The 13,644-nt window shown below is 41.6% G+C and carries 19 protein-coding genes and 1 riboswitch; of the genes, 12 read left to right on the top strand and 7 right to left on the bottom strand.

Features of this window, described 5'->3' with window-relative positions; all coding sequences use genetic code 11:
- Positions 1–13: 13 nt before the first annotated feature.
- From AAEO56_RS00680 to AAEO56_RS00705, 6 genes are all read right to left on the bottom strand, one after another.
- The gene (locus tag AAEO56_RS00680; RefSeq protein ID WP_341695084.1) at positions 14–991 is read right to left on the bottom strand and encodes a hypothetical protein; all 978 of its coding nucleotides are present in this window, start codon (positions 989–991) and stop codon (positions 14–16) included.
- Between the two features lie 175 nt (positions 992–1,166).
- Positions 1,167–2,255 carry a toxic anion resistance protein gene (locus AAEO56_RS00685; protein WP_341695085.1) on the bottom strand — a complete coding sequence of 363 codons (1,089 nt, stop codon included), beginning with the start codon at positions 2,253–2,255 and terminating at the stop codon, positions 1,167–1,169.
- Positions 2,256–2,265: 10 nt separating this feature from the next.
- Complete coding sequence (locus tag AAEO56_RS00690; protein ID WP_341695086.1) at positions 2,266–2,874, bottom strand: TerD family protein; 609 nt, start codon at positions 2,872–2,874, stop codon at positions 2,266–2,268.
- Between the two features lie 139 nt (positions 2,875–3,013).
- Positions 3,014–3,568, bottom strand: coding sequence for a TerD family protein (locus AAEO56_RS00695; protein WP_341695087.1), 555 nt, complete (start codon positions 3,566–3,568; stop codon positions 3,014–3,016).
- Positions 3,537–4,397, bottom strand: a complete 861-nt coding sequence (locus AAEO56_RS00700) for a phosphoribosyltransferase family protein (RefSeq protein ID WP_341695088.1) — start codon at positions 4,395–4,397, stop codon at positions 3,537–3,539. The genes AAEO56_RS00695 and AAEO56_RS00700 overlap by 32 nt, the downstream gene beginning before the upstream one ends.
- The gene (locus AAEO56_RS00705) at positions 4,372–5,076 is read right to left on the bottom strand and encodes an HAD family hydrolase (protein ID WP_341695089.1); all 705 of its coding nucleotides are present in this window, start codon (positions 5,074–5,076) and stop codon (positions 4,372–4,374) included. The genes AAEO56_RS00700 and AAEO56_RS00705 overlap by 26 nt, the downstream gene beginning before the upstream one ends.
- Before the next feature lie 306 nt (positions 5,077–5,382).
- On the opposite strand from AAEO56_RS00705, the gene AAEO56_RS00710 reads away from it, so the two are divergent.
- The 12 genes from AAEO56_RS00710 (at position 5,383) to AAEO56_RS00765 (ending at position 12,863) form a co-directional block, all read left to right on the top strand.
- Entirely contained in the window at positions 5,383–5,748 is a 366-nt protein-coding gene (locus AAEO56_RS00710) for a VOC family protein (RefSeq protein WP_341695090.1), read from the top strand.
- Positions 5,748–6,293, top strand: coding sequence for a GNAT family N-acetyltransferase (locus AAEO56_RS00715; RefSeq protein WP_341695091.1), 546 nt, complete (start codon positions 5,748–5,750; stop codon positions 6,291–6,293). Before AAEO56_RS00710 ends, AAEO56_RS00715 begins: the two co-directional genes overlap by 1 nt.
- 111 nt (positions 6,294–6,404) lie before the next feature.
- The gene (locus AAEO56_RS00720) at positions 6,405–7,127 is read left to right on the top strand and encodes a hypothetical protein (protein WP_341695092.1); all 723 of its coding nucleotides are present in this window, start codon (positions 6,405–6,407) and stop codon (positions 7,125–7,127) included.
- Between the two features lie 176 nt (positions 7,128–7,303).
- Positions 7,304–7,681: a fluoride efflux transporter CrcB gene (gene crcB, locus AAEO56_RS00725; protein ID WP_341695093.1), complete on the top strand. Its 378-nt coding sequence runs from the start codon at positions 7,304–7,306 to the stop codon at positions 7,679–7,681.
- A gap of 161 nt (positions 7,682–7,842) precedes the next feature.
- A complete protein-coding gene (locus AAEO56_RS00730; protein WP_341695094.1) occupies positions 7,843–7,983 on the top strand; it encodes a hypothetical protein in 141 nt (46 codons plus the stop codon).
- Between the two features lie 378 nt (positions 7,984–8,361).
- Positions 8,362–8,571 (top strand): hypothetical protein, encoded by a 210-nt coding sequence (locus AAEO56_RS00735; RefSeq protein WP_341695095.1) that lies wholly within the window; start codon positions 8,362–8,364, stop codon positions 8,569–8,571.
- 12 nt (positions 8,572–8,583) lie between these two features.
- Entirely contained in the window at positions 8,584–8,775 is a 192-nt protein-coding gene (locus AAEO56_RS00740) for a hypothetical protein (RefSeq protein ID WP_341695096.1), read from the top strand.
- Positions 8,776–8,825: 50 nt separating this feature from the next.
- On the top strand, positions 8,826–9,128 hold the full coding sequence (locus AAEO56_RS00745; RefSeq protein ID WP_341695097.1) for a hypothetical protein: 303 nt from the start codon (positions 8,826–8,828) through the stop codon (positions 9,126–9,128).
- 88 nt (positions 9,129–9,216) lie between these two features.
- A complete protein-coding gene (locus tag AAEO56_RS00750) occupies positions 9,217–9,663 on the top strand; it encodes a DUF6146 family protein (RefSeq protein ID WP_341695098.1) in 447 nt (148 codons plus the stop codon).
- A 30-nt stretch (positions 9,664–9,693) separates the two neighbouring features.
- A complete protein-coding gene (locus AAEO56_RS00755; RefSeq protein ID WP_341695099.1) occupies positions 9,694–9,999 on the top strand; it encodes a DUF6787 family protein in 306 nt (101 codons plus the stop codon).
- 184 nt (positions 10,000–10,183) lie between these two features.
- A riboswitch (SAM riboswitch) is annotated at positions 10,184–10,292 on the top strand.
- A gap of 149 nt (positions 10,293–10,441) precedes the next feature.
- Positions 10,442–11,626: a trans-sulfuration enzyme family protein gene (locus AAEO56_RS00760; RefSeq protein WP_341695100.1), complete on the top strand. Its 1,185-nt coding sequence runs from the start codon at positions 10,442–10,444 to the stop codon at positions 11,624–11,626.
- A gap of 4 nt (positions 11,627–11,630) precedes the next feature.
- Positions 11,631–12,863, top strand: coding sequence for a homoserine dehydrogenase (locus tag AAEO56_RS00765; RefSeq protein ID WP_341695101.1), 1,233 nt, complete (start codon positions 11,631–11,633; stop codon positions 12,861–12,863).
- A 145-nt stretch (positions 12,864–13,008) separates the two neighbouring features.
- Here AAEO56_RS00765 and AAEO56_RS00770 read toward each other — a convergent pair whose 3' ends face one another.
- A complete protein-coding gene (locus tag AAEO56_RS00770; RefSeq protein WP_341695102.1) occupies positions 13,009–13,608 on the bottom strand; it encodes a DUF1684 domain-containing protein in 600 nt (199 codons plus the stop codon).
- Between the last annotated feature and the right edge of the window lie 36 nt (positions 13,609–13,644).

Below are 13,644 nucleotides of genomic sequence, written 5' to 3' on the forward strand. Positions count from 1 at the left end.
GGTTATATTGGTTTTATTTTGAATTCACATTAATATTTAGCATTGCTCTTAAAATATTGGTCTGCTCGTCTACATTCTGAAGCTCGTCGAGGAAATCCACACCCGAGATCTTCTCAAGGTAGCCGCCCAGCACATCTTCTACATTTGGCGGAAGGATGCTCTTTATGGTGCCCAACTTTTCCTTCAGCATTTCGGTCTTGGCTTTCAGGTCCTGTATAATCCTGTTCTTGTTGGACAGGTTCTTAGACAGATCCAGCCCTTTAACCATTTCCGCATCCAGAAAATAAAACGACCTAGCGCTTCCTATAAAGATAAACTTATCATTAGAATCTCTAAAGTCATATACCTCAACGATCTCATCCTCGTGCACCAGCCCACAGGCGAATTTTACCCTGAAATTATTGATATTGAGCCTCCCGAGCAATTTCTTCTCTATGGTGGCAAACTCGTTGCGATAGGCACTACGCGCTTCCATATCGGTAAGCGCCATGAATTGCGACGGGGTTATTTCCCTGTAAAACTCACCGCTCCTTTTGGCCGGGAAAACCATAATATCCCCCCACCCGAACTGCACCTGAGCACTGTCGGCCAGCATCGTGTACAGCAGCTTCAATTTCTCTGCCATTGCTTTGGAGTGCTCCCTGACTTCTGCAGCAAAATCTACCGTAGCCGCTTCACTTTCCAGCTTGCGTACAATATCCTCGTTTATATAAATTTCGTCAGATATAAGAAGGTACTGCTGCTCCTTGGCCTTCTTGAGCTTTTGGAACAACTCTATCAGCGTGCTGGTATACTGCACATGAAAAAGCTCCAGCTTGTTGGCATCGAGGTTCCTGTTCGACTCAAAAAGGTTGTGTATGACCTGTGTACGGATATAAACCGCAAAAAGGTCTTTATGGTTAAAAAAATTCGACAGCGTTTTCAGCACTTTCAGCTTCGCGCCGCTGTCCTTTATAACCACCGCATATATTTCTTCCTGCTCTGCCGTCATCTACATTAAATCTTCACTTCTCTAACTCTGTTAAAATCTTTTAACCACATAGATACATAGTCCTTTCACATTAACTTTATTGAAAATAGCAGCAAACATAGAATGAAGCCTTGCTTCATCTCTGTGCGCATCCTAAGCCTGTGTTCCTATGTGGTTAAATATTCTTCTTCGCTCCTTAGCTTGTAACTCCTTTTTTTAATTCCGCTTCCAGGCTTTGCAGTCCGGCATCAAGCTCCCTTCGTGTCTGGGCACCCTGCTCATGGATCTGTTTCACCTCTGCAAGCGTATCGATAAGCGATTTGGTCGTTGTTTTCAGTGTCTCAAGCGATACTATAGTGTTCTCGCTCTCCCTTGCCACCTCTATACTGTTCTGTTTCAGCATCTCTGCATTCTTCTGCAATATGGTGTTGGTAGTTTCAGATACCTTACGCTGCACCTCGATATTCTGTTTTTGCCTTTGCAATGCCACGGCAAGCGTCAGCTGGTTTTTCCAGACCGGCATGGTCGTGGTGAGTATTGACTGTGCTTTTTCAGCCAGCGACGTGTTGTTGTTCTGTACCACGCGTATTTGTGCCAATGACTGTATCAGGATAAAACGCACTACCTTCATATCGGCAAGCCTTTTGTCGAGCCTGTTGATGAAAGTTCGCTTATCTGCGATCTCATAATCCTGGTATTGCGATGCGTTGCCTTCCATCACGGCAAGCTCTTCGCTTAGTTCCTTAAAACGTATTTGCCCCGCAATGATGAACTTCTCAATTTCCTTGATAAGCTGCACATTGCCATCAAACATGGTTTGCAGCGAGGTATTGTCTTTTACCGAATTGATCATCCCGGCCTTTACCTTGTTGCTTATCCTGTCGACATTCGCCGTGATCTTATCGTACTTCTGGAACATTTTCTTCACATCGACGATCATGTTTTTAAGGAACGGTATTTTCGAGACGAATTTCTGGAAGCCGCTTTGGTTCAGCTCATCCACGTCAATGTAGTTCAGCTCCGCCAACAGTTCGTTGATAAGCGGACCTACATCGCCTGCCTGCTGCGCCCTTACGTTGCTGAGGAACGTGTCACTCTGCTTCGATATCGTGTTCTGGATCTCAGCACCATAATTAAGTATCGAATTGACATCTTTTTCATTCAGCTGGTTGGCTATAGGCCTGTAATCAGCCATTTGTGTTTCGGTTATGGAGGCGAGGTTTACATTCCCTTCCTTATCCATTGGCCCCGAAATGGGCGTTACCGTAACTTCGTTATTTTCCATTGTTTTGGTTTTACAGGTGATTTTGCTGTATCGTAACTACAGTCTGCTCCAGCTTTTTATCGGCTGTAGGCGTTCCTACGGCATTGAATTTCCAGTCGCCGTTCCTTTTGTAGAATACGCCAAGAATCATTGCTACGCTCCCGGAGAAAGCTTTATCGTTGGCTACGTCATATTTTGCGAATACTTCCTGCACGCGTGTTGGCGTACCCTCATATATCCTGATGGATGCGAACGGGATGTCCTTAAAGTCCTGGCCGCGGAAGCTGTTGATAAAGAACCCAAGATGGTGCGCATTTGGCGACAGCTTTGCGAGGTCTACAGTTATTACTTCGTTGTCAAGGCCGTCATCGCCGTTAAGGTCGCCCGTAAGGTCATCACCGCTGTGGCGGATGGCCTGGTCATTACTCTTCAGCTGCCTGAAGCTCACAGTATCGATAAGTTGTTTGTTCTCGTCGTATACTGCGCAGCTCGCATCAAGGTCTACCGGCTCTTTTTTTGTACCGAATAATCCTTTTTTCTCGATCGCGCCCCAGTTGATACCCACGCAGATGTTCTGCAGTTTAGAACCGTTGCTCTTTTCAAGGTTAATGCGCTGTCCTTTTTCTAAATTAATTGCCATTATTTTATGTTTTAATTGCTAATTAAAGCTGATATGTTATATTGTTCCCGACTGCGCCCGAACTGACAACGGTGCAAAATCACAATTACGTTACTAACATGTTTAGCATTGTCACATCGAGCGCAGCCGAGATGCCTGATTAATTATATTTATTCAGGTAATCCTGAAGTCCGCCCCTCATTCCCACGCCTACTGCCTCAAACTTCCACTCGTTGTTCCTTTTATAGATACGGCCGAATTCTACCGCGGTCTCTATAGAAAAATCTTCTTCAAGCTCATATTTCACAAGCTCGTTATTGTTTGACGCATCTACGATACGTACAAACGAATTGCGCACCTGGCCGAAATTCTGTTTCCTTGCCTCGGCATCGTGTATCGTTACCACTACGCATATTTCGGTAGCCCTCGGGTCTATTTTAGACAGGTCAACAATGATCGATTCGTCATCACCATCGCCGTCGCCTGTTAGGTTATCGCCTGTGTGCTCTACGGCCTCATCCGGTGACTTAAGATTGTTGTAAAATACAAAAAATTCGTCAGCAAGCAGCTTTTTGTTGTCGCCCATAATAAACACCGAAGCATCAAGGTCGAATGCAGCGCCCGTTGACGATGCGTTGGTATCCCATCCTAAGCCGATTGTAAATTTAGGGGCGTTTAGCGTTTCACGCTGGCCTTTCTGTAAATTGATAGCCATAATTTGTTTTATTTTTATTGGTTAAACTATGATTGATTTTATTGAGGTTTGTTTGATATTCTTCTATAGTATGGTAATTGTTGCTCACCGCCAGGTCGAACAGCTTTCGCCTCGCCTTCTTTTTCATCGATGATAAAAGTACCAAAAATTCCGCATTTTCCAGTTTCAATATGTATTTTACAATGCGGGTATTAAATTCGAACGAGCGGGAATTGATCACCTCCATCAGGCTGGCGGTATCTTTTACAAAATAATAATTGTAGTAATTCTCGATGTTCGGGTGGATGTCCTTATTGATAAGCTCGGCATAATACAGGAACGTAAAAGTGCCTTCCACCTCATATTGCTCCAGTATCTTTTTCACGATATGCTCGTGGCTGCCCGTAATCTTTATATCGTCCAGCAGCAGGCACAGCTTGCCGCCAATGTAGTTCCTGTCAATGTAATAGGTATCGTTGGCGATGAGCTTTACCCTTTCGGCATAGTCAAGGTTGCCATAATCGGTGGTATAGGTCTGGTTACGGTATATTTTCGATTCAGCCAAAGCCTTCCTCCCATTATCATAAAGGAACTTGTTCATACGCAGCTTGAAATAGTGGCATAAAAAGTTAGAAGCCGTAGGTATCGAATGGTACGGGCTGGGCAGGATCACGATCTCGCTGTGCGACAATATCAGGTTTTTATGCTCACTGATAAAGCCTTCAAAAAGTTCATCTGCGAATTTTTCGGCATAAGTATTCTCCCCGAACTTGAATTTACTGTATTCAGTTTCAGAGAAAGGGCAATTGTTTTTGTCGGTGATCTTATGCAGGCTGTAAGTGATGTTCATTTACGGGTGTGTTTGTAATTAAGTGGGCTTTAAACCCAAAATTAAGCGCGCCATCATAGTCGGATACTTTATTATCCCCTATGTGAAGCACTTCCTCTTTTGAAATAGCGCCAATTTTCAGTATTTCATCATACGCACATTGGTACATATTAGGCGAAGGTTTTGAGAACCCTGTCTCATCGGAATACAATTGGAAAGAAAAATAATTATCAAGGCCGTGATGGGCAAGTACTTTCCGCAGCGAGCTTCCTTTTATAAAAGCGGTATTGCTGAGTATGTTCAGGGTGGTGCCTTGTCCGTGTAGCGACTTCAAAAGCGTTGGAATAGAATCCTGCAGCAGTACGGGCTTATATTCCATAAGCAGCGCATCGGTAAGAGCGTAGAATTCTGCAAGGTGTTTGTTGCTGTAAAGCTCAATATCAATTCCTAATGCATCGAGTATAAGGTAATAAATTTCGAACGTATCAAAATTCTTTCCTGCCTTTTCGTTGATGCTGTTGGTAAGTATATCGAATTTGCGAATTGCCAGCGCCACCTCTTCAATGGGCTTATCGATACTGAAGTAGTCTTTAAACAAAAGGTTCCTTTTATCTTTGAACTCCGGGTTCGACCTGATCAGGGTAAGCCATAGATCGAACGATATGTGCCTGTATTTATATAAGTCCGGTATCCTCTCCATCCTTCTTTTTATAACATTAGAATATATAAACGATGGTAAATATAAAAATTTAATCTTTTTTACAACAATTTAAATTACGAATAACACAGGTAAATGCAAATAATTTAACTTTGAGGTAATAAAAATATTTAACCACATAGGTACATAGTTTGAGAAGTGCTAATTTTTAAAGTGATATATTCATAGCCTGCATAGATTGAAGCTGCGCTTCGAAATTATGTGTTTATATGTTTCCTTGAATTTCTATGAAACCTATTGTTTCTATGTGGTTAATTTTAAATTTAACAAGATATAAATCAACATAAAATGAAAACAACAATATTGGGTCTAAGGACCGTGGGTTATAGGGTAAGCGATCTTGACAACGCCAAAAAATGGTATGCAGAGGCCTTTAAGACAGAGCCGTATTTTGATGAGCCTTTTTATGTAGGCTTCAACATTGGAGGTTATGAACTTGGCCTACAGCCTGATGAAGCTGTAAATGGCGATAATGTCCTGGCCTATTGGGGTGTTGAAAATATTCAGGCAGAATACGACTGGTTCATCAGCCTTGGAGCAACACAACACGAAGCCCCACAGAATGTAGGCGGCGAGATCATGGTGGCTTCGGTAAAGGACCTGTGGGGAAACATCATAGGGCTCATATACAATCCGCATTTCAAATTGCCCTAATGAAGGTAAAGCCGATAACCCATTTTACCGCTGACGGTAAGGAAGTGATCATCCGTGAAGCTACGGAGGAGGATGCCGTGGACCTCATCGGGCTAAAAAAGAGTTATATTAGAGGAACCAGGACCATACCCTTATATGAGTTCGAATACAAGAACGACATCCAGATGGAAAAGGACCTGATAAAACGGTTCCATACCGAAGAAAACAGCCTGCTGCTGGTGGCCGAACACGGGAACAACCTCATTGGGAACATCGACCTTTCGGGCAACCAAAGAACGAAACTCTTCCATACCGGCATGATAGGAATGGGTATCGCCAACGAATGGCAGAACCGGAAAATAGGAAGCTTCCTTATGGAAAGCCTGCTGGGCTGGGCCGCGGAAAGTTCGCCGTTAAAAATCATCTGGCTGGAAGTGTATTCTACCAATATTGGCGGGATAAGGCTGTATGAGAAATTTGGGTTCGAAAGCTGCGGGCATATAAAAAACTTCTTTATGGAAGAAGAACCTGCGGATAAGATAACGATGGTTAAATATTTAACTTAGTTCCTATAAACAGACTTTTGAAACCTGAGATTCTATATTTCTGTAATGACCTATCGTCATCCTTAAGAGATAGAACGCATTTTTTTAAATTATTAACCATAAACATTATAAATGAAAAAAGTCTTACTTTTAATTGTACCTACAATTTTGTTAACATCCTGCGCTGCTAAAATAACTCAAATAGCCCCGCAAAGAAGAGCCTATACTACCGAGAAAATAGACGAAGTTTTAACTAAAGAGATTGGAGAATCTCTTATAATAAAAGGAGATGAAGAAGTTTATAAAGCAATGAAAATAGTTTCTTCACCTGAAGGAAAAGTGTGGCAAAATGATAGTTATACTTATAATGTTGGCGATGTATTTCCTTTAATGGCATCAAATAATGATTATGATTTGTACTTTACTAAATCAAGTGTTAGTGAAAGCAACTCTTATTACAAAGGGAATGTATATACTACATTTTCTTTTTACGGTGTTTGTGCAGAAAAAAAAGACCCAAAAAAGATTAATCCATTTATTAGGCAGACAACAGGTGCGCTTGGAGGAGTATTAACGCATCCAGAAAAGGGATTTAAAGCAGAACCAACAGAATACATAAATATGAAATGTGAAAGTTGCTTTAAAAAAGAATTGGTGTTTAATGGTAAAACAGGGAATAGTTTGAAATTCATGTACAGGGAGTATGTAGAAGATTTGGCAAGACCAGCATTCACGCAAGAACTACAATATGATTTGGCAGAAGGAAATATAATAGGGATTAAAGGTCTTAGAATTGAAGTGATAAGAGCTACGAACATTTCTATAGAATACAAGATATTAAAGACATTTGACTAACAGAAAACAAGACCCACCATCACATCGGGTTTATACTTTACTACAGATTAATATATGGTTACCCTGAAAGAGGAACAACCTCACTCTTACCTATTTAGGGGCTGAGTAAAAAACCCAAGTTATCTTGAGAGGGTACATAGGTATTTCAATATTATAATTGAATATAGTAATAATAAATGATTAAATCGATACTATTAGTAGGGCTTGGCGGAGCAATCGGGAGCATACTTCGGTACCTGTCCGCTATATTAGTCAGCAAATACTGGAACCAGGCTTTCCCGCTTGCCACATTTATCATCAATATGGTGGGATGTTTACTCATTGGCCTGCTGATCGCTTTTATCGAAAAACAGCCGGGAGTAAGCGACAACTTCAGGCTTTTAATGGTAACCGGATTTTGCGGCGGCTATACCACCTATTCTGCTTTTGCCTATGAAAACACATCGCTCATTGGCAGCAGCCAAAGCCTTATTGCATTCGCCTATATTGCGGCCAGCGTTCTTGTAGGAATACTGTTCGTGTGGGTAGGAATGTACTTCGGCAGGCTGCTATGAAAATTTCGTTACACGAAATTCCCTTTTCACTGCAAAACAATGGTTTGAGTATTAAAATTTTACTAAAAAAGGCTGGCAAAAATTTACTTATTTGTAATTTTAACACATCAAAAGAGTGATACTATAAATAATCGCCAAAAGTAACCTTTAAATTGAACACCATGAAATTGCTTAAATTTTTACTCGCAGCATTGGCCGGATTCGGGATTGTTAAACTGGTTGGGTATGTTACCGAAGCAGAGCTTGAAGAAGGTGTGGAATATGACATCTATGAAGATGAAGACCACCCGCTTTTTGTTTAATGACATAATTAATTACACCACAATTTAAATACATAGGCAGCCTATACTACAAATAGATTTGCCAACTATATTTTTCAAATATCCTCCGTGCTTCGGGGGATTTTTTTTTGTCCTGGATCTGACTTATACGAATACATTTTTTCTATGAGGAAGAGGTTCATTGCATAATTAAAAAGCAACCAATTTTGAACCTCATTTCTGGTAAAATCACAATTATTTTAACATCTCGCAAGCCATTCACTAATTAAAATATAAGGATACGTTAAACTATTCCCATCATTCTCAATTTTAAGACAACCTTAGTAAAGACAGCGTTTTACAATGGCTAACTTAGTAAAAGATTTCAGGAAGGCACCTTAATTTTTAAATCATAGTATCATGATAACGACAACAAAGGAAACAGCGCCATGCTCACGGGAAAAAGGATGTATAGACCAAAATGATGCCGCCGGGACAAAACCCGACAGGAACAATTATAACAAAATAAACTACACCTCTTACAGGCAAAATTTCATGCTTGTGCCGGACAACCACCCCGCACCGAATGAAAGACTGCTGCACCCGGATAAAGGAGATTTAAACAACTAAAATTATACCACTATGATACCATCAGACAACAAGGGATATATTCCCGGACAGGACGGAGATGAAAACAACCCCATTTCCGAAAAAAATATGGGAAAAGGCTATGAAGAAAAAGCAAACGTTACCCGCAACCATGCTGAAAACATGGATGAGAACGAAAGAAGGAACCTGAATGCCGACCAGGAAAAAAGATCGGGAAACAAATAATTGGACTTTAATAATTTAAACATAATTCACTAATCTTAATTTAACAAGCTATGAGTAACAAAAAATTGATCATAGGGATCGCAGCAGGAGTTGCAGCCCTAGCAGTAGTAGGCATTATCCTAAAAAGAAAAGGACATCTTGACGGCATCATCGGAAAAGCGGAAGAGCTTGGAAGTGACCTTGCCGACAGATACGAAAGCGTAAAAGAAAGCGCCAGGAAAAAATTTGATGAAGTAGTACAAAAAGGTGGCGAAATTGCTGATAAAGTAACAGGCCATGCTTCTGAAACTGCATCAACAAATACTGCCGCAGGCAATACCGCAGCCGGTAAATCAAACACTGCTACAGTTTAACAATTTCTCCGGAAGTTGATAATAAAGGTGCCTATATGATATATGGCACCTTTATTTTTTTAAATTTATACCTTATTTACTGAAAATCATGAGAGTATACATTGCAATTATAGTCGCCGTACTGACGGTAACTATAGGCTGTGGCAGCAAGGATAATGTTATGTATCCTGCAAATGCTAATGCCAATGAGGTAGCGGCAAGCGCCGTAAATGACACCGTGCGGATTGCCAATGACTCACTTGAATATGAAGTGATCATTATCGACCCCGGATTCTCTACATGGCTGGCTTCGAGGGCACGGCAGCGCGGTTACTATTCACAGCCGTACCTTCAGAACAAGAACCGCTTTTGGGTGACAGAATGGAACACGCGTGTAATGGAGCCGCAACGCTTTGGAGACCTTTACCAAATGCGCATTGATTATGATTATAGTGTCGATTATGGCTACGAGGTGAATTACCTGTTATATAATTATTTGGTTTATTTCCAAATAACGAATAACCAAAAGCTAGGAGGTATTGTTCCCTACCCATAAATCCGGTATATTTGCGCCAGCAAAACCAACATGGAAAAATTAAAGAAACGCTGGGGCATAACGAGCAACTACCAACTGGTGGTTATCTTTATCGTTTTTGCCGTTACAGGGTCATCTTCTGCCTATTTATCCAAACCGATATTGGCTGCATTGGGCTTTAAGAGAGACCTCTTTTCTCCATGGCTTTACTGGCCTTTGTACATCATTTTTATCTTTCCTATTTACCAGGTTTTACTAGTGTTTTTTGGGTTCATTTCGGGGCAGTTCAAATTCTTTTGGGCGTTTGAGAAACGAATGCTGAAGGCGGTTGGATTTGGATTCCTTTTTAAGGATTAATTAGGCTGCTATTATTATCGATATACTAAATAACACTATTTATCACAATCTACTCAAGTTAAATTTATAACATTTTTAAACTGATTATCAATTAGTTGCAAAATAGATTAAAAATTTTATAGAATAAATTTGGAAATTAAAAAGTTTGTCCCGTAAATTTGCTCCAAGTTCTTTAAAAAATTATTTCTTATCCAGAAAGACCGAGGGAATTGACCCTATGACGTCTTGGCAACCTGTTCGTAATTGAATAAGGTGCCACATTCAACCCCCTGCATTGCGGGGAAAGATAAGCTTAGAAAATAGTACATAATACCTCAAAATATTATATGCTCTTCTGACTTATCGGAAGGGCATTTTTTGTTTTAATGCCCTTTCGATAGAACTGGTTTAGAATTTTTTTTACAAGACGAAAAAAATTATTTAACACGCTAAATCAACAAAAATGAAAGAGCAGACCCAAATTTTACACAGCATCCCGGTTGACCCGCTAACAGGCAGTATCTCAACCCCTATTTACCAAACATCAACATTCGTACAAGACGCGCCTGGGGTACATAAAGGCTATGACTATGCCCGCAGCAACAATCCTACACGCAAAGTGCTTGAAGACTGTATTGCCAAACTCGAGAACGGAACGAATGGCTATGCGTTTGCCAGCGGGCTCGCAGCTATCGACGCGGTTATAAAGCTCCTTGAATCCGGCGACGAAGTGATCGCAGTAGATGATATTTACGGCGGCGCATTCAGGCTGTTTACGCACATTTACCAAAAATTCGGCATCAGCATCAACTATGTGGATACAACCAATGCCGCTAACGTGGCAGATGCTATCACGTCGAAAACAAAGCTCATCTGGATCGAGTCGCCTACCAACCCGACATTAAAAATATCAGATATTGCCGCTATCGCTGAGATCGCAAAAGCCAATAACGTATTGCTTTGCGTAGACAATACCTTCGCATCACCGGCTTCGCAAAAACCTATTGATCTCGGCGCCGATATCGTGATACACAGCGCGACCAAATACCTGGCAGGCCACAGCGACCTCATTGCCGGACTGGTGGTAACCGCTACACAGGAACTGGGAGACAAGATAAAATTCATCCAGAATGCTTCCGGCGCTATACTTGGGCCATTCGATAGCTGGTTGGTGATACGCGGTATCGAGACACTTACACTCCGCATAAGGCAGCACTCGGAGAACGCACAAAAGATTGCAGAGTTCCTGTCGGAAGAGAAGCTTATCAAAAATGTATATTTCCCAGGACTTCCCTCCCACCACAACCACGATATTGCCAAAAGACAGCAAAAATACTTCGGTGGTGTAATTGCTTTTGATCTCGTGATCGATGATAAGGAACTGGCTTCGCAAATCGTTTCATCGACTAAACTATTCAAATTGGCGGAAAGCCTTGGCGGCGTAAAGAGCCTTTGCTGCCTGCCATGTGAAATGACCCATAAGTCCATCCCGGCAGAGAAACGATACCAGTCGGGCGTGACGGACAGCCTCATCCGCTTATCTGTGGGGCTTGAAGATGCCGACGACCTTATCGCCGACCTGAAGCAGGCCATTGCCGCAGCTGTAGCGAAAACTGCTGTAACCAATTCTGTAACCGCCTTAAACTAATCCAATGTCAAGAAAAAATTTAAATATCGGGCTGTTCGGATTTGGCTGTGTGGGACTTGGGTTGTATGAAGTACTGCAAAAAACACCTGCATTGAAAGCGACTATCAGCATTATCTGCGTAAAGGATAAAAATAAAAAAAGGGCTATCGGGAAGGAAAATTTCACATTTGATAAAAACGATATCCTGAACGATGAAAGCATCAATGTTGTCGTGGAACTTATCGATGATGCAGATGCTGCTTTCGAAATTGTTTCCGCTGCGCTGAAAAAAGGCAAGGCAGTGGTATCGGCCAACAAGAAAATGATAGCCGAACATTTTACTGAATTGCTCGAATTGCAAAAAGAATACAATGTGCCTCTGCTCTACGAAGCAGCGTGTTGTGCCAGTATGCCGATAATCCGAAACCTTGAGGAGTATTACGATAATGACCTGCTGGAATCGATCGAAGGTATTGTGAACGGCTCCACCAATTACATCCTTACCAAGACCTTTAGCGAGAACCTGTCGTATGACGAAGCACTGCTACAGGCTCAGGAAAAAGGCTTTGCAGAAAGCAACCCGATACTCGATACAGGAGGATTCGATGCCAAATACAAGCTGCTCATCTTGCTTGCCCACTCATTTGGCTATGTAGCGAAACCCAAGGATATTTTCAACATTGGGATAGACAACATTGGTGAATTGGAGTTTAAATACGCAAAGGAAAAGAACCTGAAAATAAAATTGGTAGCCCAGGCTTTTAAAGGGGAGGAAGGGAATATTTCAGCATTTGTAATTCCGAAATTTGTAACACCCGATGACCGACTGTATAATGTGGATGATGTATTCAATGGCATTATTACCAAGACCAGCTTTGCCGATACCCATTTCTTTGTAGGGCGTGGTGCGGGTTCGCTGCCAACGGCTTCGGCAGTGCTGTCGGATATATCTGCGCTAAGCTATGACTATCGTTATGAATACAAGAAAATTTACCGTGAAGAGAATGTCTCACTTACCAACGACGCACAGCTTAAGGTGCTGCTCCGCCATAAAAAAGACGATGCCGCCGCACTAAAGCATTATTTTGATGAGGTAGAGGAATCGTATAACAATAATGAATCCGGATACATTACAGGTGTCATTTCGTTGAAAAACCTGATCGCGATTCATGCCGGGAATACCGGAGACAGGTCATTCATTCTTATTAATGTTGAAAAGGAAGCGGCTGTTGAGAAAGCTTTTGCGTTGGTGAATTAATTCAGGCCTCACCCCGACCCTCTCCAAAGGAGAGGGAGGAGCTTCACTCGGATGTACTTACTTAGCTCCGAAAAAGTTTTTGACTTTACGGAGCTTAAGGTTTGTAATTTGGGATTTGTTTTTTGGAATTTATTATACCCCGAATTTATTTTTTGTACTCTCTCACTCCTGCTTTCACTTCCACCTGAAGGTCATTCTGTGGCGGCGGTATAGGGCAGGAATAGGTATGGTTGTAGGCGCAGTAGGGATTGTAAGCACTATTGAAGTCAATTGTAATTTTATCGCCGTTCGGGATTTTAAGGTCAACATACCTGCCGCCGCCATAGCTGCCGTTGCCTGAGGTAAGGTCGGTGAAAGGAAGGAACAGATAATCCTTATATTCATCCAGCTTCACTAGGTCCAGGCTTTGGAAGACATCCAGCCTGCACGCTTTTCCCTGAAGTGTAAATTGAAGTTCACCATATTTTATATATTTAGGTGTCCTGTTTCCTGTCGTTGGCATTTTAAACGCTTTTTCTTCGGGCGTGCGTACCAGTTTTGCTTCAATGCAATATTGCAGGTCAATCGGATAAAAATCGAGTGCTTTAAAAGTGGCAAGGTCTTCCTTTAACAATGGCGACTTTTTAGGATCGGCATACTCCTCATTCAGCTGCTTTTGGGATTTCTGTGAATTTTCGACGGAGCATTCCTGCGCATTGGCATAAAACGTCATGGCTATTGCAAAACCTGTGAGGAGCTTTTTCATTTGGGATATTTTGGCAAAAGTAAGGAATATAGTTGT

The organism is Flavobacterium arundinis (assembly GCF_038289855.1).
GTDB classification, from domain to species: domain Bacteria; phylum Bacteroidota; class Bacteroidia; order Flavobacteriales; family Flavobacteriaceae; genus Flavobacterium; species Flavobacterium arundinis.